Source organism: Pantoea sp. BL1 (assembly GCF_000963985.1).
Taxonomy (GTDB): Bacteria; Pseudomonadota; Gammaproteobacteria; order Enterobacterales; family Enterobacteriaceae; genus Pantoea; species Pantoea rwandensis_B.
Map to the genome: position 1 here is coordinate 1 of NZ_JZRH01000002.1, position 20315 is coordinate 20315.

22 protein-coding genes are annotated in these 20315 nt (G+C 55.8%); 3 read left to right on the forward strand and 19 right to left on the reverse strand.

Translation table 11 applies throughout. The annotated features are described in order from the left end of the window. The 18 genes from VH86_RS01200 to VH86_RS01285 form a co-directional block, all read right to left on the reverse strand. A partial coding sequence (locus VH86_RS01200) for a beta-ketoacyl-[acyl-carrier-protein] synthase family protein (protein ID WP_045831635.1) occupies positions 1 to 995 on the reverse strand: 995 nt, incomplete at its 3' end. After that, positions 992 to 1567, reverse strand: coding sequence for a DUF3261 domain-containing protein (locus VH86_RS01205; RefSeq protein ID WP_038647671.1), 576 nt, complete (start codon positions 1565 to 1567; stop codon positions 992 to 994). The genes VH86_RS01200 and VH86_RS01205, both read right to left, overlap by 4 nt. Then, on the reverse strand, positions 1564 to 3885 hold the full coding sequence (locus VH86_RS01210) for an MMPL family transporter (protein ID WP_045831636.1): 2322 nt from the start codon (positions 3883 to 3885) through the stop codon (positions 1564 to 1566). The genes VH86_RS01205 and VH86_RS01210 overlap by 4 nt, the downstream gene beginning before the upstream one ends. Beyond that, positions 3851 to 4441, reverse strand: coding sequence for an outer membrane lipoprotein carrier protein LolA (locus VH86_RS01215; protein WP_197080181.1), 591 nt, complete (start codon positions 4439 to 4441; stop codon positions 3851 to 3853). Before VH86_RS01215 ends, VH86_RS01210 begins: the two co-directional genes overlap by 35 nt. A 17-nt stretch (positions 4442 to 4458) precedes the next feature. Then, complete coding sequence (locus VH86_RS01220) at positions 4459 to 4875, reverse strand: thioesterase family protein (protein ID WP_045831638.1); 417 nt, start codon at positions 4873 to 4875, stop codon at positions 4459 to 4461. Beyond that, positions 4868 to 6562 (reverse strand): glycosyltransferase, encoded by a 1695-nt coding sequence (locus tag VH86_RS01225; RefSeq protein ID WP_045831639.1) that lies wholly within the window; start codon positions 6560 to 6562, stop codon positions 4868 to 4870. Before VH86_RS01225 ends, VH86_RS01220 begins: the two co-directional genes overlap by 8 nt. Next, entirely contained in the window at positions 6556 to 6903 is a 348-nt protein-coding gene (locus VH86_RS01230; protein ID WP_038647681.1) for a hydroxymyristoyl-ACP dehydratase, read from the reverse strand. The genes VH86_RS01225 and VH86_RS01230 overlap by 7 nt, the downstream gene beginning before the upstream one ends. Beyond that, a complete protein-coding gene (locus VH86_RS01235; RefSeq protein ID WP_045831640.1) occupies positions 6890 to 8218 on the reverse strand; it encodes an AMP-binding protein in 1329 nt (442 codons plus the stop codon). Before VH86_RS01235 ends, VH86_RS01230 begins: the two co-directional genes overlap by 14 nt. Continuing rightward, positions 8215 to 8775, reverse strand: a complete 561-nt coding sequence (locus tag VH86_RS01240) for a hypothetical protein (RefSeq protein ID WP_045831641.1) — start codon at positions 8773 to 8775, stop codon at positions 8215 to 8217. The genes VH86_RS01235 and VH86_RS01240 overlap by 4 nt, the downstream gene beginning before the upstream one ends. Before the next feature lie 8 nt (positions 8776 to 8783). Beyond that, positions 8784 to 9038 (reverse strand): acyl carrier protein, encoded by a 255-nt coding sequence (locus VH86_RS01245; RefSeq protein ID WP_034820249.1) that lies wholly within the window; start codon positions 9036 to 9038, stop codon positions 8784 to 8786. An 11-nt stretch (positions 9039 to 9049) separates the two neighbouring features. Further along, complete coding sequence (locus tag VH86_RS01250) at positions 9050 to 9307, reverse strand: phosphopantetheine-binding protein (protein WP_045816217.1); 258 nt, start codon at positions 9305 to 9307, stop codon at positions 9050 to 9052. Between the two features lie 3 nt (positions 9308 to 9310). Beyond that, on the reverse strand, positions 9311 to 10111 hold the full coding sequence (locus VH86_RS01255) for a 1-acyl-sn-glycerol-3-phosphate acyltransferase (protein ID WP_045831642.1): 801 nt from the start codon (positions 10109 to 10111) through the stop codon (positions 9311 to 9313). After that, entirely contained in the window at positions 10101 to 10832 is a 732-nt protein-coding gene (locus VH86_RS01260) for a beta-ketoacyl synthase chain length factor (RefSeq protein ID WP_045816219.1), read from the reverse strand. Before VH86_RS01260 ends, VH86_RS01255 begins: the two co-directional genes overlap by 11 nt. Before the next feature lie 197 nt (positions 10833 to 11029). Continuing rightward, complete coding sequence (locus VH86_RS01265) at positions 11030 to 11422, reverse strand: hypothetical protein (protein WP_097119582.1); 393 nt, start codon at positions 11420 to 11422, stop codon at positions 11030 to 11032. 231 nt (positions 11423 to 11653) lie between these two features. Then, a complete protein-coding gene (locus VH86_RS01270) occupies positions 11654 to 13024 on the reverse strand; it encodes an efflux transporter outer membrane subunit (RefSeq protein WP_045831643.1) in 1371 nt (456 codons plus the stop codon). Beyond that, on the reverse strand, positions 13021 to 14109 hold the full coding sequence (locus VH86_RS01275; protein WP_038647695.1) for an HlyD family secretion protein: 1089 nt from the start codon (positions 14107 to 14109) through the stop codon (positions 13021 to 13023). The genes VH86_RS01270 and VH86_RS01275 overlap by 4 nt, the downstream gene beginning before the upstream one ends. After that, positions 14106 to 15785: an MFS transporter gene (locus VH86_RS01280; RefSeq protein ID WP_045831644.1), complete on the reverse strand. Its 1680-nt coding sequence runs from the start codon at positions 15783 to 15785 to the stop codon at positions 14106 to 14108. Before VH86_RS01280 ends, VH86_RS01275 begins: the two co-directional genes overlap by 4 nt. A gap of 2 nt (positions 15786 to 15787) precedes the next feature. Next, positions 15788 to 16219, reverse strand: coding sequence for a MarR family winged helix-turn-helix transcriptional regulator (locus tag VH86_RS01285; protein ID WP_045831645.1), 432 nt, complete (start codon positions 16217 to 16219; stop codon positions 15788 to 15790). Positions 16220 to 16705: 486 nt separating this feature from the next. On the opposite strand from VH86_RS01285, the gene VH86_RS01290 reads away from it, so the two are divergent. From VH86_RS01290 to VH86_RS25855, 3 genes are all read left to right on the forward strand, one after another. After that, positions 16706 to 16963 (forward strand): biofilm/acid-resistance regulator YmgB/AriR, encoded by a 258-nt coding sequence (locus VH86_RS01290; RefSeq protein WP_034820289.1) that lies wholly within the window; start codon positions 16706 to 16708, stop codon positions 16961 to 16963. Positions 16964 to 17114: 151 nt separating this feature from the next. After that, positions 17115 to 18611 (forward strand): SulP family inorganic anion transporter, encoded by a 1497-nt coding sequence (locus VH86_RS01295; RefSeq protein ID WP_045831646.1) that lies wholly within the window; start codon positions 17115 to 17117, stop codon positions 18609 to 18611. 159 nt (positions 18612 to 18770) lie between these two features. Next, a complete protein-coding gene (locus VH86_RS25855) occupies positions 18771 to 18941 on the forward strand; it encodes a hypothetical protein (RefSeq protein WP_197080180.1) in 171 nt (56 codons plus the stop codon). A 565-nt stretch (positions 18942 to 19506) separates the two neighbouring features. Here VH86_RS25855 and VH86_RS01300 read toward each other — a convergent pair. Then, positions 19507 to 19722, reverse strand: a complete 216-nt coding sequence (locus VH86_RS01300) for a hypothetical protein (RefSeq protein WP_045831647.1) — start codon at positions 19720 to 19722, stop codon at positions 19507 to 19509. Positions 19723 to 20315: the final 593 nt, after the last annotated feature.

The window sequence follows — 20315 nt, forward strand, 5'->3', positions numbered from 1 at the left end:
GCCAGATTCTGCTGCACGATAAGTGCCGCCAGCGCCGCCTCGGTCGCACCCGCCGCACCGAGCGTATGGCCCGTTAGGTGCTTAGTGGAACTACAGGGCACGCTATCGCCAAACAAGCGATGAACCACGCCCGACTCGACCTGATCGTTGAGTGGCGTCGCGGTGCCGTGCAAATTAATGTAGCCGATATCCTGCGGCTGCAATTCGGCCTGCTTCAGCGCCATCTTCATCGCTTGCTCGGCGCCAATGCCTTCAGGATGCGGAGCCGACATATGCCAGGCGTCTGATGATTCACCCGCACCAAGTAGCGCCAGCGGCTGAGGCTCACGCGTGAGCAGCAGCAGCGCCCCCGCTTCACCGATAGAAATACCGTCACGTTCTGCACTGAACGGCGCACACTGACGCTCGGATAACGAATCCAGGCTGGCAAAGCCGTTAATTGGCATGCGGCTCAATGAATCCGCACCGCCCACCAGCGCCACATCCACCAGACCGGCCTCAATCAAGCGCTGTCCGCTGATTAACGCGCGGGCGCTGGAGGAACAGGCAGTAGAAATCGTGTACGCCGGGCCATCCAGTTCAAGATAGTCCGCCAGGAAGCGCGACGGATCACCCAACTCTTGCATGCGGTAATCGTAACCCGGCAAGCCTCCGTCGACTTGACGATCGCCCTCGTCCACCCCTGACGTGCTGGTGCCCAGCACCACCGCCACGCGCTCACAACCAAACCGGGCAATCGCCGCATCCACGGCCGGACGGATCTGCGCCAGTGCCGCCAGCAGCAGCTGATTATTGCGCGTGTTATGCGCGGCAAGTGCGACGGGCACTGACGGCAATTCGCCCGGCACCTCGCCCAGCCAACAGGTTTTACCTTGCTGCAACCAGCCCTCGCGCGGCTGCATGCCGGGAGCATGGCCTGACGCCAACTGCGCGGCAATCTGCTCCAGTGAGTTGCCGAGCGCATTCACCATGCCAAACGCCGAAATGTAGATCATGAGGATGCGTCCAGATGCTGGATTTGAATTTGATAACCGAATGCGCGCTGGTCGATGCTGATCGGTTCACGCACGGTTCCCCGTTGCAGATAGCGAATCAACGTCACTACGTTACCGGCAGGATCGCGCAACTCACGACGATCGCCATCGTCGATCAACTGCCAGCCTGGCGGCAACTGTGGCTGCCATGCACTCAGCGGCCAGTGGCTCAGCATGACATCCGCTAGCACCTGGCTGGCGGGCGGCATTTCGGGCAGCGCCATCATCTGCTGCGTATGAATCCCGTTTTTATCATAGGTCACGCGGAACAAGCGAATGCCCAGTGAGGACAATCCCGCCAGGCTGATTTGCTGTGAATCGGCGCTCAACAGCACCAGCAGTGACTGGGTTTTACCTTTGGCGTGGCCGGTCAGCAGTTGCTGCTGCTGAAACGCAGGTGAAATGCCCGGCGCAGGCAACGTGACGCGCACGCCCGGTTTCAGCCACGCGGTGGGCCGATTGGATGCGCTGTCATGCTGTGCGCAACTGCTCAACAGCAGACTCAGCATCAACAACAAAGCACCTGTTTTCATCGTTGCTTCCTTTTCCCTGGTGCCAGCGCCAGTGGGGCCAGCAAGAATGCACAAAAGATCCCGCTGCACAGCACCGTGCCAAAACCACTGATCGCCGCCGTGCTGCTGAACACCAGCATGCCCAACGTCAGCAGTGTGGTCATCATCGCCAGCGTGACGGCCAGCATTGAGGTCAGTGGCGTACCGCGCGGATTACTGAAGAACAACGTGTAATTGATGCCGATGCCCAGCACCAGAATCAGCGCCAGCAAGGCAAATAAGTTCAGGCTGGCGCCAATCCAGCCTAATGTTGCCAGCGCTGCCGCCAGCGACAGCCAGGAAGGCAACGCGCTCCGTATGCCCGCGGGCAAACCCAGCCTTACGATATAACTGACGGTAATCAGCAGCAGCGCGAGTGCCAACAGGCCACTCAGCAGCGTACGCCAGAAGCGGAACAGCTCATCGTAGCTGGCTTTGCGATCGACCCAGCTCACGCCCGCCTGCTGCGTGGCTAAGTCCAATAACGCCGCACTGTTTTTCACGCCATTGACCGGTACCAGCACACTGCTGCGTCCATCCGGCAACGAGAGCCATAGCAAACGCCAGCCCTCACTCAGCGGACTCGCCAGCCAGTTATCGGCTTTGACTGGCATCGCCGTTAAGTCGGCATGGGTTAACGTGATGCCTGCCTGTGTTAACCGCGCCAGGATAGTTGGCGCGGCCTGCTGCAACAGCTGCAGATCCTGCTGTTGCTGATCCAGCGAATTAAGCGGCAATACGCGATAACCCGCCATCCAACCCTGCTGCTGCGCCAGTTGCAGCTTTGGTGTTAATTCGCTGAGACGCTGCAATGCCTGCTGTTCGTTATCGCCCCATACCACAAACCAGGTTTGATCGGCCTGCTGCCCCGTGAGCTGTGCCAGTTGGCGATCCTGCGCCAGCAGTTTCGCGGGAGCGCTCTGCAGATGGGCAATATCGTCATCGACATGCAGTTGCAGGATACCGCTCAATGCATAGAGCGCCACCAGAAGTGGCAATCCAACTTTTAACAGCGTGTTGCGGCGCCATGCCGCTAACCAGCGCGCCAGCCACACCATGCCGGGGATGGGGCGCACCGGCAGGCCGCGCACCAGCCATGGATAAAAACAGATCACCGTCAGGCAAGAGGCACTTAACCCGCTGGCGGCAAACACCGCCAGCTGGCGCAAACCGGGGAACGGTGCCAGCAACATCAGCAGCCAGGCAATCGCCGTGGTGCCCAGTGCCAGCAGTAAAGTGGCCCGCACCTTGTGCAGGCTTTGCCATGGCGTGGATTGTTCGCCGTGTACCATGCGTTCCGTCAGATAGTACAAGGTATAATCGGCAGAGATGCCGACAATGCTGAGGCTCATCACTAACGTCGTGAGATGCAGCTCACCAAAATAGATCAAGGTCAGCACCGTACCCGCCATCGCGCCTATCGCCACCGAGAGCGCACACAGCGCCAGGGGCCGCAGCGAGCGAAACACCAGCCACACCAGCAGCAGCAAGCCGGCCAGTGTGACGCTGCCGAGCGTTTCGACATCATGCTGCGCGCGCTGGCTGGCATCATCGCTAAACAGCACGGTGCCACGCGTTAACAGCTGGGCATCTGGCCAGCGTGTTTTTAACTGCTGTTCAAGCTGATTGAGGGCGGTCACCAACTGATGACTTTGCTGAATGCTAAAGGCGTTGCTCGCCAGTTCACCGTGCAGGAAATACCAGCGGCGCTGCTGGGCGTCATTCACGGTTAACCAGCCGTTATGCAGCACCATTTTGCTGGCATTCTGCTGCAGTGCCAGTTGCGCGCCACGCACCAGCATCAGCGGGTCGTTTTGAATTTCTTTACTGCTCACACCGGCAAACGCTGAGAACAGTTGCGCCAGAATCCAGTCGGCTTGTGCCGTACCGCCGTTTTGCAGGCGTGCGCGCGTCAACGGATCGATCAGGCCGTTACGATGCTGGAAGGCGTAAGTGCCCCAACGCTGCATCTGGTCATCATCCAGCGCACCGCTAACCTGTTTCAGCATCGGCAGCGCCTGAAGCTGCGCTTGCCACCACTCTGCCACTTCATCGCCATGCGCATCATCGGCGCTCACCAGCCATACCAGTTGGCGATCCAGCCGCTGCATAAAGCCTTGCTGGATCTCAGCGGGTGCTTGACCCAGATTTTGTTGCGGCAATAAAGCCAGCACGCTGCTGTTCAGCTGGCTGCGCGGCAACAGGATGGCCAGTGCCACCGCCAATGCCAGACATACCGCCAGCCACAGCAGCGCAGCGGTTTTCTCACTGCGCTGGGGCAAAACGTGCTCGCTCTTCATCAGTCAGTTGTTTCGGCTCGGTGCGGGTGTCACTTAAAGTGATGGCGGTTTTATCACCCTGCTTATCATCCAGCGTAATGCTGTTAAGGAAGGCTGCGCCCTGCAGATCGATGCGGTTGAAGATTTTATTCAGCGGTGCCGCCTTCGGCGTCAGGCTCAGCTGCCATTTATCATTGCCTTGATCGCGGAAATCGAGTTCGAAATTCTCGTGCAGCACTTTTTCGTCGGCCTGAAACAAGGCGCGCAGCAGATGATTGAACTGAAACATCTGTGGATTGCTGTCGGCGGTGATCACCTGCGGCGGCTGACCGCTCATGCTCTGAACCATCCGCTTATCATCAAGAATCAAAGTCATCACAAACGGCGTGGCCTGATGCCACCATAAACCTTGTTGCTGGGCGATTAATAACTGGCCACGCGACACCAGCGGCTGCGACATACCAGAAATGGTGCGCACCTGCTCGAAGTTGGCGCGGATTACCGGCTGGCTGGCAAAACGCTGCTGCAGCTGATCCAACGTGATGGCCTGTGCACTGGCACACAGCAACGTCAGCATCAGACAAAGAGTTCTGATCACGGTTTGACTCCCAGGCGTTCAAATAAAATATCGGGTGAAACGAAATTCATCTCCTGACTTGCCGCATCCACCGCCACTTGCAGCGTGTGTGCTTTGGTGGTGACCTGGCCGGCCGCATTGCGGATGACATAATCGATACGCAAGCGGTTCTCGTATTCCGTAATGCGGGCTTCCACGCGGATCACCTCTTCACAGCGTAACGGCTGGCGGTATTTGACACGCGTGTCCACCACTGGCCAGACAAAACCGCTGGCGGTCATCTCACCGTAGCTATAGTTGATGCTGCGCAACAGCGCTTCACGCGCCACTTCAAAAAAACGGAAATAGTTGCCGTGCCACACCACGCCCATCGGGTCGCAGTCGTGGAACGACACGGTTAATTCAACCTCAACGCGCCAGATATGTTCACTCATCGCGGCTCTTCTCCTCTGGTAACGTCCAGAAATCGTAAAAGTTAAACCAGTCCAGCGGCGCCATCAGCGCATGCTGTTGCAGTCGTTCAGCATAGCGATCCACCGTGGCCTGCAGCGCCGCCTGTCGTTGGGCTCGCGGCAGCAGGATCGGATCGGCAAAAGGCTCACAATGCACACGCAGTCTGCCCTGTTCCCGCAAGGCAAACATCAACAGCACCGGACAGCGTAAGGCGGCGGCCAGCACAAAAGGCCCCTGCGGAAACGGTGCCGGACGGCCCATAAATGCACTCCACACCACGCGGCGTTCGCCCCCGCGCTGACGATGCACGGCGGTACGATCGCCGACAATCGCCACCCATTCACCGGCATCCAGTTTTTGCTGCAGCAGAATGGCCGTATCCGGGCCGATATCGGTGACCGGCATCAGATTTACCCCGGCCTGCGGCGCGATGCTCTCCAGCACCTCGCGAAAGCGCTGGGCGTTATCGGTAAACACCAGCGCGTTGATCACCAGCCCGCTGACCTGCTTTGCCATCGCGCGGCAAGCTTCGATATCACCCAGATGCGAAGCGAGGATCAAATGTCCTTTGCCATCCGCAGCACGGATGACCGCTTCGGCACCCGGCGCAAAATCAATATCGCGCCCCCACTGCACCTCTCCGCGCCAGCTGGCGACTTTATCCAGCATGCTGTAACCAAAGCGCAGAAAGTGGCGATAGCTATTGATCGGCGCTGGCAGGGCAATCTGCTGTTTACTGGCTTCTGCCTGCACCCGCGTCAGCCATTGCTGAGAAGCGTTACGCGCCTCACGTCCGCTCAACCAGTAAACCGCCACCACCGGCCAAAGCAACAGCACAAACGGCAGCCGCCCAGCGCGACGGTACAACCACAGCATAAAACGCAACCCGCTCTGACCCCGGCGTTCTGGCGTGGCGGCCCAGTGCTGCGCCGTTTTACCCCGGCTCAGTAACTGTGGGATACGCGGCACCATGCCAAAGAACAGGCGCGTGTGCATCCATGAGATACGCAGGTTGTCGTGCAAGGCATCAAAATGTGACAGGCCACTTTCCGGATAGGTGACGCGCGTGCTGATAAAGCGGCTCGGCGTACCCTGCCAGTAGAGTCGCACCATGATTTCGGTGTCGAAATCCATACGCTGCCCAATCGGGTGGCGATCGCAGAGTGCTAATGAAGGTTGCAGCGGGTAAACACGGAAACCGCACATGCTGTCTTTTAGTGAGAAGGAGAGCGTTTCAATCCACACCCAAAAATGGGTGATGTAACGGCCATACAAGCGGGATTTCGGAATGGAATCATCGTAAACAGGCTGGCCGGAGATCAGGCAATCGGGATGGCTTTCCGCTTCCGCCAGCATGCGCGGCGTGTCTTCCACCTGATGCTGACCATCCGCGTCGAGTTGTAGCGCGTGGCTGTACCCTGCTGCGGCGGCTCTGCGCATCCCGGCGATCACCGCCGCACCTTTGCCCTGATTCACCGGCAAGGTGAGGATATCCAGCTGTGGGGCCTCAAGGGCGGCGATCTGCTGCTGCGTCTGCGTATCACTGCCGTCATCGACGATAATCACCGGCAGATTAAAAGGAGCCAGCCGCGCCAGCACCGAGGCCAGCATGGCACCGTGGTTATAACAGGGAATCAGAACACAGGGTTTGAAAGGCGCATTCAGCACAGGCGAATCTTCCCGCTGCTGGCAATCTCAATGCTGTCCACGCGAATCAGGCTGTAGCTAAAGCTCAGCAATGATTTGTCTTCCTGCCAGCTCAGCTGCAGCTCCAGCTCCGCATCAGGCGGTACCGGCTGCTGAAACTTGATGTTCTCAATAGAACGGAAGTGTTTACCGATGGCCAGGCGTGACAGGCCGTAATGTAAAGCCCAGTCGAGTTGCGCCACGCCGGGTAAAATCGGTAAGGTCGGGAAGTGGCCGCGGAACCAAAACAGATCCGCGGCAGCATGCAGGCGCAACGTCAGTGTTGCGCCCTGCTGCAGGGCGTTGAGTTCAACCGGCAACATCAAACAGTTCCTCAATTTGGGGCCAGGCGCGTTTACTCTGCGCCGTCACCGGAATCGCGTTGACGACACGCCAGTAACGCGGCATGGCGACGGGTTCAAGCCAGGGTTGCAGCGCGATTTTCCATTGTTTCTTGCGTTGGGTCAGCGTTGCGGCATCCAGCGCGTCCGGCAAAGCCAGCACCACGCCAATCGCCTGACGTCCGTGACGCTGAATCGCCAGAGCGGCAGCATCTTCCACGCCGGGTAAGGCCAGCAGTCGTCGCTCGATCTCACTGAGAGAAACGCGCTTATCTTCGATCTTCACCACCCGATCCTGACGCCCCGCCAGCTGAAATACGCCGGAGGGCTGTTGCACAATACGATCGTCGAGCGGCCAACCCTCAGTGGTTTCCAGCAACGCCGAAAACACCCGCCATTCAGCAGATGCCTGCTGCTCCAGCCTGACCTGTGGAAAACAGTGCCACGGGGCGTTTTCTTCCTGCGCATAGCGCCAGCCCATCACGCCGGTTTCGGTGCTGCCGTAAATCTCATCCACCGCACAAGCGAAGGCATCCTGAGCACGTTGCGCATCAGCCCAGGGCAAAGCCCCGCCTGCCGAAACAATCAACGCACACGACGGCGCTTCCAGGGCAGGATCAAGGCGTCGCAAAAAGGCCGGACTGCTAATAAAGGCGTAGCGTCGATCGCGACGCTGATCGGCCAACTGCTCACCGTAAAAAATTTGCTGGGCGGCGAGTGGCAAACTTAACGCCATCGGTAACACAATGCGAAACGTCAGGCCATACAGATGCTGATGGCTCACTGAGGCAATGACGTGGCATTGCTGCAGACGTTCGGCCCATAACGCCGCCAGCCACTGCGCTTCGAGATCGAGTGCACGCAGTGATTTCACTACGCGACGTGGGGTGCCCGTGGACCCGGAGGTGAACAACACCAGCGCGGCATCCCCGGCGATGGCAGGCAGCTCACCCAGCGCCAGTGCACCGTCCCAGCGCAATTGTGGCAGGGACACCGCCAGCGGCATATCGCTGATCACGCCATCCAATTGTTCTGCCATCTCTTCCAGCTGCGCGGCCCGACAATGTCCGGGGATCACCGGGGTTTTACCGGCGTGCCATAACGCCAGCAGCGCAGCCGTGAAGTGATAACTGTTATCGAAGCATAACGCCCAGTGCTGGCCCGGCAGCCGTTGCAATGTTTCCACTAACGCCATCACCTGCTGGCGCATTTCCGATAACCAATGCTGTTGCTGCCCTTGCCAGGCCACGACACGATCCGGCGCTTCGAGCCAGTCGCGGATACTCACCACCTTCATGCCTTGTTCCTCATACGCTGACGCAGCAGCCATTCGCCGCCCATCAGCGTGCCCATCAGCAGATAGCTGATGCACCCATTCCAGAGTGTCCACAGCGAGAGATCATTGAGCAGGCAAGTGACCAACGCCACGCTGCCGTTAAAAATGAAAAACCCACACCATACCTGTGTCACGCGCCGCGTATAGCGCACTGCCCGCGCGGGCAAATCCGCTTCACGCAGCCGCGCTAAACGTTCGACCAGTGGCATGGGGCTCCATAAAGATGTGCCAAACAGCAGCAGCATCAGCGTATTCACCACCACCGGATACCACAGCAACAAATGCTGGCTGCGCAACAGCATGCTGGCAAGGCACAGTAAGGTGCCCACCAGCGCCAGCAACAGCATCACTCGCCCCATCGCGCCCTGCGCGTGACGTAACTGCCAGATGCGCCAGCCAAACAGCAAGGCTAACAGAGCAATCACACCACGCCATTGCGGATGGGTGACAGCGAGCCACACCAGAAATGGCCAGGCCAGCAGGGCCAGACCATTTAACAGGCGCAGAAAGGCTGGCATGCCGGAAATCAGGCTTCGTCGCGCATCAGTTGATCGACGGCATCCACCACATCCTGCACAGTGCGAACCGCACGGAAGGCTTCAGGTTTGATTTTACGGCCGGTACGCTTTTGCAGGTGCACCACCATATCCACCGCATCAATGCTGTCGAGTTCGAGGTCTTCATAGAGACGGGCATCCGGGCGGATATCATCGGCATCAATTTCAAACAGCGAGGTGAGTAGCGAGGCCACTTCCTGGTAAATTTCGTCTTTATTCATCATTTTGACTGTTCTCAGGCTTGCTGTTGTTCAACAAACGCGGCCAGCGTGGCCACGGAAAAAAAGTGCGCGCGTAAGGTTTCGCTTTCTGCGGAAAGCTGTACGCCGAAGCGATTTTTCACCGCCAGTCCCAGCTCAAGGGCATCGATTGAATCGAGTCCCAACCCTTCGCCAAACAAGGGTGCGTCGGTTTCTATATCGCCCGGGCTGATATCTTCCAGATTCAGCGTGTCGATAATCATCAGTTTGATGTCGTCAATCAGTGCTTGCATAACTTACTTTGTCTCTTCAGGGACCAGTGCCTGTTGCAGGTGACGCGTCAGGCGACGCGCGGCGAGCGGCTGCGCATCTTCTTCGGCTTCACTGAAGGCCTGGCTATCAATACGCGATTGTACGCGTACAGTAAAAACGGGTTTAACCAGCGGAATCTGATACCAGTGACTTTGCTTATCGAGCATACGCTGGGTGCAGCTAATATGTACCACGCGCAGATCGCATCCGGCACGCACCGCGATATTGGCGGCACCGCGTTGCAGCTTCAACGGTTCACCATAACGGGTACGCGTACCTTCAGGAAAAATCAGGATGGTATCGCCGCGCGCTAAACGCTGCTGGCTATCTGGCAACAAGCTATCGGCTTCGCTGTTAATCAGGTAATCGGCAGATTTGATTACGCCATTAAAAAAAATGTTGTGCTGCAATTCGGCCTTAACCAGACAATCCATTTCCGGCAGAACCGAAGCAATCATCACATAATCGATCAGCGAGGGGTGGTTGGCTACAATCAGGCAGCCGCGATCCTGGCGCAGTCGTTCCGCACCGATGATCTGATAATCGTAGACGCCGACAAAGCGACAGAAGCGCAGGAAACAGCGGAAGCTCCAGGCAATGCTGCTGCGTGCAATCTGACGCCGACGCAGACCATCGCGCTGAATCAACAGCAGCAGGTTAAACCAGGTCACAGACAGCAGCAGACCGCCAACGCTGAACAGCGTAAAACTCACGGCGGTCATCACCAATCGCCAGTAAAAGTTGCAGCCAGCACGCCAGCGCAGGGCTAACGAATTATCCGCCATGATGCCGCTCCCAGTGCCACAGGTGACGTTCACCGGCAATCGTCATTCGTTCGTCACCCTGCAACATCGCCTGCAGGAATTGCAGACTTTGCGGCAAAGTCTCGGCGTCGGGGCGCGCAGGCTCTGCTGTGCAGCGCCACTCATTGCCGGATTGCAACAACAGAGCCACCGCGTAAGGGGCGTTGAAGCGATCAATTTCGGTTAGCCACGGCTGATAATAGGCAGGTATAACGCCATCGAAATCCACCAGCAGCACCTGCGCGTAGCCCGCCTGATGCAAAGCCGCGACCTCAAGCAAACCCTGTTGAAAACTGTCCATGCCCGCTGAAATCGACGAAGATACCAGCGGCTGTCGCGCCGCAATGGTTAAGCTACCCACCGCAGAGTTGTGTACGGACATGGCAAAATCGGTCGGAGACAGCGCCTGCTGATCTTTTAACGCCGTGAGTATGCGCAGATTACGTTCCAGCTCACCGTGGCGGCTGGTAAACACAATGGCATCCACCGTTTGACGTGCCAGTAGCGCCAGCCCGCTCTCCACAGCCGCACGGCTGCCCGCGCTCAGGCGACGTGCAGTCATCATCGGCAAAAATTGGGGTTTGGCGATCGGTAGGGTGGCGTCCAACGCGGTTTGCTGCCCGGCCCAGTGCTGCCACTCATCGGCAGTGCTGTGACCTGGTGCAATCGCGTGCCAGTCAACCAGGGTGTAAGCGAGTTTCATACCTGTATTCTTTCATCAGCCTCAGGGATGGTCAGATTTTCGCTGTGCGGCATCCCTTCCCTGCTTGCGTTCGAGTCCGTCATCCGTCTCATGCGAATGTCGCCGATTAACAAGGCGGGCACATGGCCCGCCTGTTTTCTCTTTCGGCAGCGTTAGCGCTTTCTTTAAAACATTATGTCAGCGATCACGCATGGCGCTTATTTTACGGCCTGAACCGCAAGACGCGTCTGAATACCCTGGTTCAGATTCTGAATCCAGCGGTTGTAGTTACGATGGATCTGGCCGCTGCCCGCTTTCAGATTGGTACTGCTCACGTAATCAATGCGGTAGCTGTTTGCAGCATAAGTGATGCGAATGTCGGCCGTATGACCACGCTCGGACAGCTTACCGTTCATCACGCCCGGGCCTGCTGGGGAAATCACCCAGTGGTTGGCCGCACCGGCTTCAACGATGGCGCGCTGCATTTGACTATCCGTGTAGCTCTGCCCAACGGTCTGGCTCACGTTCTGAATGGGTGCGGTGCGCGGAGCGCAACCCGTCATTAATGCTGCTGTCACGATTAAGGCAAGCGCCGCTTTTTTATTCATCATTTCCTTTGTTTCCCCTGTCGTAGCCAATCACCACAAATGGCGACCGTGTGCGTAATTGAACTTGCACTGATCCGTTCAGACTTTGTAAAGCGCGCGAATAATACCACTATATGTAAAGACAAGTAAAAAAAAGCACGAATGACTTAAGCAGCGCCTCATTCCATGGAAAAAGCGGATATTGCCGGGTTTACAGCGTAAAATCTGCCGCAAAACCGGCTTGTGGCATGATGTTTAGCCCTGCCAGCCGCCGCCGAGCGATCGGTAAAGATCGATTTGAGCGAGCAACAGAGTGTTTTTCACTGAGACAATATTGAGCTGAGTGCTAAACAAGGTGCGCTGCGCGTCCAGTTCATCCAGATAAGAAGCATAACCGTTCTGATAACGATTACGTGCGATGCGGAATGCTTCTGTCACATAGCCTTCTTGCTTCTGCAATTCCGTCAGCTGTTCCTGACTGCGACGAATGGCATCCAACGCGTTATCCACATCCGAAAAGGCACCGCGCACCACTTTCTCATAGCCATAAAGCGCCTGGTTACGTGTGGCCATCGCCACATCCACCTGCGCCGTCAGTGCTTCGCGGTTTAATAACGGTGCGAGAATGCTGCCGCCGATGCTCCACAGGCGGAAGGGATTGTCGAGTAACTGATGCAATTGATAACTTTGCAGCGTGCCGGTCGCCGTCAGATTAAGCGACGGCAATAAATCGGCCTGCGCCGAGGCCAGCGAGGCATCCGCTGCAATCAACTGGCGCTGCGCCTGCACAATATCCGGGCGGCGGTTGAGCAACTGAGACGGCAACAACGTCGGCAGCGTCTGCGGTTTGATGTGGTCGAAGTTGCGGGTACGGGCAATCTCGCGCGGATTCATGCCCACCAGCACGCTGAGTGCATTCTCTTGTTGTTCGATTTGATGCTGTAACTGCGGCACCTGCGCTTTGGCGGTCTGATATTCCGATGCCGCCTGCATCCACTCCAGTCGCGAGGTATAGCCGGTTTCAAACTGGCGCTGTGCAAGATTTAGCGAGTTTTCACGCGTGGCCAGCGTGGCTTCTGTGACGCGCAATTGTTCGTCCAGCGCGCACAAACTGAGGTAACCGGAGGCCACCGAACTGGCAACCGTTAATTCAGCCGCTGAGGCTGCAGCACGCTGGGCATCCAGTGACGCTTGCGAGGCAAGAATGTTGTTGCTGCGACTGCCCCAGAGATCCACGTCATAGTTAGCCTGCAGCAGTCCCTGGAAGACGGCATTCTCATACGGCTGCCCGGTCACCGCCGACAATGCACGCTGATGCGTGGCGGCAACCCCGGCGGATAGCGTGGGGAAATTATCCCCCTGCGCAGCACGCAATTGCGCGCGGTACTGATCGACCCGTGAACGGGCAATCAGGATATCGCTGTTATGCTGCAACGCCTGGTTCACTAAGCGGTTAAGGTTATCGTCGCCAAAGCGTTGCCACCACTGTGCTTCGGGAGCTGCCGATGGGCCAACCTGTTGGCGCCAGCTGTCCGGGATCGGTAAAGATGTCGGGGCCTTTTCCACTTCGGTCGCGCAGCCGCTGACCATCAACGCCATCAGCGAGGCAAGAATTAACCGCTTCATGGCGCATCCTTGTGCGGCTCTGCTGCGGTATCAATATTGACTTCAACCGACATGCCGGGACGCAATCCTTCGGTATCGCCGAGGATTTGAATACGTACCGGAATACGCTGTGCGATCTTCACGAAGTTACCAGTGGCATTGTCCGGTGAAATGGCACTGAATTCCGAACCGGCGGCGGGGGAAATAAATTCAACCCGGCCGTCAAAACGCTTGCCGTCCAGCGCATCAACCCGAATCGTCACGGGTAATCCTGGGCGCACCCGTGCCAGCTGTGTCTCTTTCAGATTGGCGATGACCCATTTGTTATCCGGCACCACTGACGTCAGGCGCGTACCCGCCGTGACATAGGTCCCTTTACGCACCGACAATTGCCCCAGCTGTCCGCTGTCGGGCGCAATAATCCGCGTATTGGCCAGATCGATATTGGCCAGTTCCAGTGCGGCTTTGGCACTGGCTACATCACCTTCCAGGGAACCGCGATTCACGATGACCGTTTGTAAACTCTGCTGCGATACCGCAACCTGCGCATCTGCCTGGCGAAGTTGCGCTTGTGCCTGCGCGTTAGCGGCACGCGCCGCGTCACGTTCACGCACGGAGAGCGACCCATCGGCCGCCAGATTTTCGACACGCTTCAGGTCAAGGCTGCTTTTCAGCGCCTGGGCTTTCGCATTCTCCAGCGCAGCTTTATTGCTGAGAATATTGGCTTCCGCACTGCGGCGCTGCTGTTGGTTATTGTTTTGCGCAGCGATTTTCATATCCAGCTGCGCTTGCGCCTGATGCACGCGCTGGCGATAGATCCGATCGTCAATGGTCATCAGTAACTGCCCTTTAGTGACCGGTTGTAAATCCACCACATTGACGTCGGTCAGATAGCCGCTGACCTGCGGGCTGATAAAGGTGACCTGCCCGCGCACATAGGCATTCTCCGTTGACTGAATCGTGCTGGTAAACGGCCACAGCTGCCAGGCGTATAAAATCACCAATACGCCAACAATTACAATGCCGCTGCCGAAAGCGATGGAAAGAATGCGTCGGCGGTTGGCGCGTTCGCGCTCCGCAGCCTGAATATCGTCCTGTTGGCTCATGAATTCTCCGTCGGGTTTGAAGCTTGCTGACGCTGTTCTGTCAAATTATGGCGTGCCTGACGCCAGTTGATATAACGCAGCCGCGTCAATCGCCACAGCACCCACATCAGGGTGATCAGCGCCATCGCGGCAGTCAATAAATAGGTGTCGTTGTAGGCCAGCACGTTAGCCTGTAGGGTGGCCACGGCTTGAAGCTGGCTGCTGCTTTGCGCACTGAGCAGGACGTTGTCGGGCAACTGGCTGCTAAACAGTGAACTGTATTGGCTGAGGCGCTCGGTGACATTGGGATCAAGCTGTGACAGCTGATCGCCCAGCAGGCTGGAGTGGTACTTCTCCCGCCACGTCTGGAAGGTGCCGAGAATCGCCGAGCCAATTAGCCCGCCCAGATTTTGGCTCATGCCAAACAGCACCACAAAACTCACCAGATTTTTCGGCTGCGTCACCACACCGCCAATCCCTAACAGCATCGCGGGTGCGAGGAAGAACGCGCTGCTAAAGCCGAGTAAAAACTGACTGACATACAAGTTGTTGCCGCGTGTCACTGGGCTGGATTGTGCATCCATGTACGAGGCGATGATCATCACCACCAGCGAGGTGACGATCGGCCAGCTGAGATGCGTCGGTTTGATGGTCAATGCACTGGCGATCATGCCAAAAATCACCCCAGCGATAATCGCTAAAGCCAAGCCACGCATCTGGTCATTCAGCAGCCCAAGCTGTTGCAGGAAGCCCACCGCGCCGGTGTTTTGCTCGGCCAGCACAATACGCATCATGATCATGACAATGCCCAGTCGCACAATCATGCCGTTGCTGAGCCATCGGGTGTTAATCAGTGGATTCGCGCGGTTATGTTCCACCACCATTGCCGCAACAATCAGCACCAACGAAATGGCTAATGAAATACCCAACCACGGCGTGGTAAACCACCACTCGATGCGGCCCAGCGATAGCACGCCGCACAGCAGTGCCATGCCGGGTGCCAGCAGGATAAAAGTGACAAAATCCATCTTCTCAAAGGCCTTGATACGGTCGCCCGGCGGCAACTTCACCACCAGAACACAACCGAGCGCTATCATCGCCAGCCCTAACTCAAACAGATAAAGACCGCGCCACTCCTCCAACTGGAGCAATTCGGTAGAGAACAAACGGGCGAGCGGGATCGCCAGCTGGGATGCGGTAATGCCGATCACCAGGGCTTTGAGTCGGTGTTTCGCCGGCCAGGCCTGAATTTGGTAATAGATGCCAAGCGAGCTAAGCGCCGCGCCCACCATTCCGTGAGCAGTGCGCACAATAATGGCGGAACTAAGATCGTTGGCCAGAATATGGAAGAACGCCACGATGACGTAAAGCACGAGAAAAGCTTCGGTGAACAGCCGCAGGCCAAACTGCTGACGAAATTTAACCAGCAGCAGGTTGATGGAAATGTTGCCCATCACGTAGACAGCCGGCAGCCAGGCAATCTCATTGCTGTAAGCGCCAAAGGTGCCCTGAAGATTGGTGAGGTTGGCTGTCACCAGCGCATTACTGAGCGCGCCGGTGATGGAGATCAGCAGTCCGATAATGCCGAACGCCACGCGCTTTGAGGGCGAGTGGATTGGGGTGGAAGGTGAACCCGGCAGCATCGGTTTTTCATGAGGCAGCCATTCACGTTGTGCATAAGGATTGCGTTTTGCCACGATTAAATACTTCCCAATCGAGCCAGCAGCTGTTGCAGCACCTTCTCGGTCACCGCCAGTGCGTCAGGATCGATGTCTGCCAGCAACTGTGCACGCAAGCTGTCTGCCTGGGTTTTCACTTCGGCAAACGCCACGCTGCCCTGCTCAGTCAACACCAGCAGGCGTTTACGGCGATCCTCTTTCGGCTGAACGCGCGCCAGTAGCTGCTGTTTTACCAGTCGATCGACCAGTGGCACCACGCTTGCTTCTTCTAATCCCAACAGTTGCGCCAGCGCTTTCTGGGTCGGCGGCTCCGTGGCCGTGGCCACTGTCGCGATGGCCATCCAGCTGCTCATACTTAAGTCACTCTCTTTCAGGCGACGATCGACCGCCAGCCGCCATGCATGTGCCGTAAGATGTAATAAACGCGAAAAAGGTTGCGGATAGTCACTCAAAACGTAGTAGCCTAATGATTAGATACCTAACTAGACAAGTGCGTTATTATAAACAAAGTGTCAGCCTGATGAAAAGTTTGCTTACATTAGCACTGTAGTTCGCGCGCCTCAGCCCTTCCACTTTGTTCTCAAACTGATACAGCCTGCGTTAAAGCCTATTCCTGTACAGCTATTTTGTATAAGTTTCCCGTTAGTCAAATTTATCAACTAATTGATAAACAACAATAAGCACAAATTCCTTAAAAATATCATTGTACAAGTTAGGCTTCATTGTATAAGTTTACTTCCCGTGAGCCAGCGACTGGCTCCGTAACGAATGATGCACTTTGCGTCGCCTCTGAAGGTGTTTTTGGATTTCCACCTTCAGAGGTGTCTTTTTTGCGTTGGTTGATGAGTTTGGGTCTTACGCGCCTGTCCGCGCGTAAGTTTTTTCATCATGGAACTGAAGGCCAGGTTGCCATCAGACCGATCTGAAGGGCTTCATACATGCAAAACGCCGCCACCAGCAGTGACGCTATCGCTGACTATTTTAAACTCGCCGGTAACAGCGACAGCACCGAGATGGAAGTTTTCGGGCAGATCATCGCTGAAATCCTGCAAGCCGGCATGCCGGTCACCAATAAAGCCATCATCGCTTCGCTGATTAATCGCCTTGAGATGGAAAGTGATGTGATCCAACTGGATATTTATCGTCATCTTCTCGAACTGGTGGTTAACAAAACGCCTGACGATCTCTCGGTGTAATACCGGATTCCAGGGACGGAATCACTCTCTTCTTCGTTCTCCCGCTAGCTTCATCCCTCAATGCCCGCTAACATCATCCGCGTTTAGTGTCCAACTGGTTGCTGCCATGCCGTGACGGTATGCGCAAAATAGTAAAAGAGCCTGCACATTTATGAGCCCATCTACAGAACACGCCCCTGCGGCGAACGATATTACCGTGGGCAGCGTTTTACGCTCGCCTGCGCTGCTTACCCGTGAGTGTCTGGCTGGGGTGATTACCGCTCTGGCACTGATCCCAGAAGTGATCTCCTTCTCTGTTATAGCGGGTGTCGATCCCAAAGTGAGTCTGGTCGCCTCGGTGGTGCTGTGTCTGACCTTGTCGATTTTAGGTGGACGCCCGGCCATGGTCACGGCTGCAGCGGGATCGGTGGCACTGGTGATTGGACCGATGGTGCACGCGCATGGGGTTGAATACATTCTTCCTGCGGTAATCCTCGGCGGTATTATTCAGATTATTTTTGGTCTTGCCGGGCTGTCCCGCATGATGCGCTACATTCCGCGTTCAGTGATGCTGGGCTTTGTGAATGCGTTGGGCATTCTGATTTTCTTCGCGCAGGTTCCCCACGTCTGGGGGCAATCGGGATTAGTGTGGGTGCTGTTTGCCGTGACTCTGGCGATTGTGCTGCTGTTACCCAAAATCCTGAAAAGCGTCCCGTCACCGCTGGTCGCCATTGTCGTCGTCACCGGGGTGGCGTTGTTGCTGGGTTATCGCGTGCCTAACGTCGGCGATGAAGGGCCAATGAGTTCAGGCTTGCCAGGATTCACCACGCTGCTGGTGCCGTTTAATTTACAGACGTTGCTGATTGTCTGGCCTACCGCTTTGAGTATCGCCTTCGTGGGTTTGATGGAATCTCTGCTCACCGCCAAGCTGGTGGACGATATCACCGACACACCTTCGGGTAAGCGCCGCGAGTCCTGGGCACTGGGCGTCGGTAATATTTTGGCCGGTTTTTATGGCGGCATAGCTGGCTGTGCCATGATCGGTCAAACCATTGTTAACGTTGAGCTGGGCAAAGCACGCACGCGCATCTCAACCGTTGCGGCAGGTATTGTGCTGCTGCTGCTGGTCACCGGACTGAGTCAGATCATGGCGCAGATTCCTATGGTGGTCCTCGCGGCAATCATGATGGTGGTCGCGGTGAAAACCGTTAACTGGCACAGCCTGCAACCCGCCACGCTAAAACGTATGCCGTGGTCAGAAACCTCGGTGATGGCCCTGACAGTCGTGGTCACCGTTTGGACAGGCAACCTGGCGCTCGGCGTGTTGATTGGCGTGATCCTCGCCATGATGCTGTTTGCACGTCGTATTGCCCATGTTATCCATGCTGAACGCAAGTTAAGCGATGACGGTGAACAGGTCTATTACACGGTACGCGGCCCGCTGTTCTTTGGCAGCAGCAATGATTTGTTCGAACATTTCGATTACGGACACGATCCAAAAGTTGTCACCATTGACCTGACGCATGCACAAATCTGGGATGCATCCAGCGTCGCGGCACTGGATGCCATTGAATACCGCTATCAACGTCACGGTGCGACAGTCACCGTCATCGGGCTGGATAACCGCAGTAGCGATTTCCGCGATCGCCTGAGCGGTAATCTGGGGTGATGATTTCAGTGAAGTGAGTTTGAGTCACTTCGTCCAGATTGATTTTTCTCTCAGCTGCCATCTCCAACGAGATGGCAGCTTTTTTATGGGCTTTCGTCAGCGATATATCGACTACGCTTAGGAAGCAACGCTCGGTTGCCCAAATAAAGGACGTGATTAATGAAGAGTTTATTCGGTGGAATGCTGATTCTCACTTGTCTGATCTCGCTGATGGGTTGCCAGCAATCCGACAGGCCAATTGGGCCTGATGGTCGTCCGAACGTGCCCACAGAGCAGCCTGTTCCGGGCGGCCCGATGAGTAAAGGTCCCGTAGGGCAACCGCAAGCCTGAGGCTTATCGCGCCCAAAGCAGATGAGCAGATGAGCAGATGAGCAGATGAGCAGATGAGCAGATGAGCAGATGAGCAGATGAGCAGATGAGCAGATGAGCAGATGAGCAATTGTAACGGGCAGTTGATATCAAGGATAGATATTAAGAATTGATATTATCAAGTCAATCGCAGGCACAAAAAACCGCCCTTGGGCGGTCACGACATTACTGCATATTGCTTTAGTTTTATTTGGTTTTAGCGACTACTAAATATGGTACCCGAGGCGGGACTTGAACCCGCACAGCCATAAGCCGAGGGATTTTAAATCGGTCACTTTTGTTATTGATAACATCGTCTTGAACAATATTTTCATAAATAAGCTCAGTAAGCACACTCCATCTATCAACGGCTTGCGAGCATTGTTGTCCTGATATTATGAAGCTTTTCCGGCCCTAACTGCCGCTTCGCTAGCGTTTATTTAAAGTCCGCCTATCATCAAATTGTCACTTCGATTCCCTGTGATGTTGACCACTAACTCATTGGAAATGTTAGGCACAGTATTGTGCCTGGCCCGGCTGATTGGACTCATCCGGGCTTTTTATTTTTCCTTTCAGCCGCCAGCCTTACATCCTTTTCCATCTCCAGCATTCCCCCCTTAATTAATCCTTCATTCTTACGACTTCCCAACGATTTTATTCTGAAAATTATATCCGCCGCTTCGCTAGCTTTTACTTGATGCCATCCTATGATCAGAATGTCGCTTCTACTTCCCTGTACTATCGACAAACTCTGATTGATCATGATTCGCACCCATTGTGCAGCCCGGACGCCAACACTACCGGGCTTTTTTATGTTGTGAAATCATCACTATCGAAACGGAACGAAATTCGCTACTCCCCTCAGTAAATTCTTATCATCGATCATTTTGTGATCAACACCTCAATTGTTGCTATTATAGCGACGTGATACACACAGCTAACGTGATGTTTTACGAAAGAGAATTTCCCATTGAACGAATTTTTACCCGCCTTTGTGCGGGTTTTTTTGTGCCTAAGCGGTACTGATCACATCTTTATCTGTGGCAAAGCGCATTATGTATGAAACCAGAAGGTACGAAAGTTTCCCCCAAAGATTGCCCGCGCTTCATCTCACTCGCAGCGCGGGCTTTTTTGCGTGAATAGACTAGATTTGAAGTGGTACTGTCGAAAACGTGGAGGCGAGAATGCGTTATCTTTTGCTGCCAGGTATCACTACGGTTTTGCTAGTAGTAGTTGTGTTTCTGATGCAAGCACACTGGAGTCCCATGCTGTGATGATTCGACCCATCACGGCAGGCCAAGAAAAACTATAAAAGATTACGCTGAACTCTCCGCACAGGCTGAACTCAAGGGCATC

Coding starts and splice junctions, on each gene's coding strand:
- VH86_RS01205 (WP_038647671.1), bottom strand. CDS start 1,567: ATGAAAACAGGTGCTTTGTTGTTGATGCTGAGTCTGCTGTTGAGCAGT.
- VH86_RS01210 (WP_045831636.1), bottom strand. CDS start 3,885: ATGAAGAGCGAGCACGTTTTGCCCCAGCGCAGTGAGAAAACCGCTGCG.
- VH86_RS01215 (WP_197080181.1), bottom strand. CDS start 4,441: ATGCTGACGTTGCTGTGTGCCAGTGCACAGGCCATCACGTTGGATCAG.
- VH86_RS01220 (WP_045831638.1), bottom strand. CDS start 4,875: ATGAGTGAACATATCTGGCGCGTTGAGGTTGAATTAACCGTGTCGTTC.
- VH86_RS01230 (WP_038647681.1), bottom strand. CDS start 6,903: ATGTTGCCGGTTGAACTCAACGCCCTGCAGCAGGGCGCAACACTGACG.
- VH86_RS01235 (WP_045831640.1), bottom strand. CDS start 8,218: ATGAAGGTGGTGAGTATCCGCGACTGGCTCGAAGCGCCGGATCGTGTC.
- VH86_RS01240 (WP_045831641.1), bottom strand. CDS start 8,775: ATGCCAGCCTTTCTGCGCCTGTTAAATGGTCTGGCCCTGCTGGCCTGG.
- VH86_RS01245 (WP_034820249.1), bottom strand. CDS start 9,038: ATGATGAATAAAGACGAAATTTACCAGGAAGTGGCCTCGCTACTCACC.
- VH86_RS01250 (WP_045816217.1), bottom strand. CDS start 9,307: ATGCAAGCACTGATTGACGACATCAAACTGATGATTATCGACACGCTG.
- VH86_RS01255 (WP_045831642.1), bottom strand. CDS start 10,111: ATGGCGGATAATTCGTTAGCCCTGCGCTGGCGTGCTGGCTGCAACTTT.
- VH86_RS01260 (WP_045816219.1), bottom strand. CDS start 10,832: ATGAAACTCGCTTACACCCTGGTTGACTGGCACGCGATTGCACCAGGT.
- VH86_RS01265 (WP_097119582.1), bottom strand. CDS start 11,422: ATGATGAATAAAAAAGCGGCGCTTGCCTTAATCGTGACAGCAGCATTA.
- VH86_RS01270 (WP_045831643.1), bottom strand. CDS start 13,024: ATGAAGCGGTTAATTCTTGCCTCGCTGATGGCGTTGATGGTCAGCGGC.
- VH86_RS01275 (WP_038647695.1), bottom strand. CDS start 14,109: ATGAGCCAACAGGACGATATTCAGGCTGCGGAGCGCGAACGCGCCAAC.
- VH86_RS01290 (WP_034820289.1), top strand. CDS start 16,706: ATGCAAAACGCCGCCACCAGCAGTGACGCTATCGCTGACTATTTTAAA.
- VH86_RS01295 (WP_045831646.1), top strand. CDS start 17,115: ATGAGCCCATCTACAGAACACGCCCCTGCGGCGAACGATATTACCGTG.
- VH86_RS25855 (WP_197080180.1), top strand. CDS start 18,771: ATGAAGAGTTTATTCGGTGGAATGCTGATTCTCACTTGTCTGATCTCG.
- VH86_RS01300 (WP_045831647.1), bottom strand. CDS start 19,722: ATGATCAATCAGAGTTTGTCGATAGTACAGGGAAGTAGAAGCGACATT.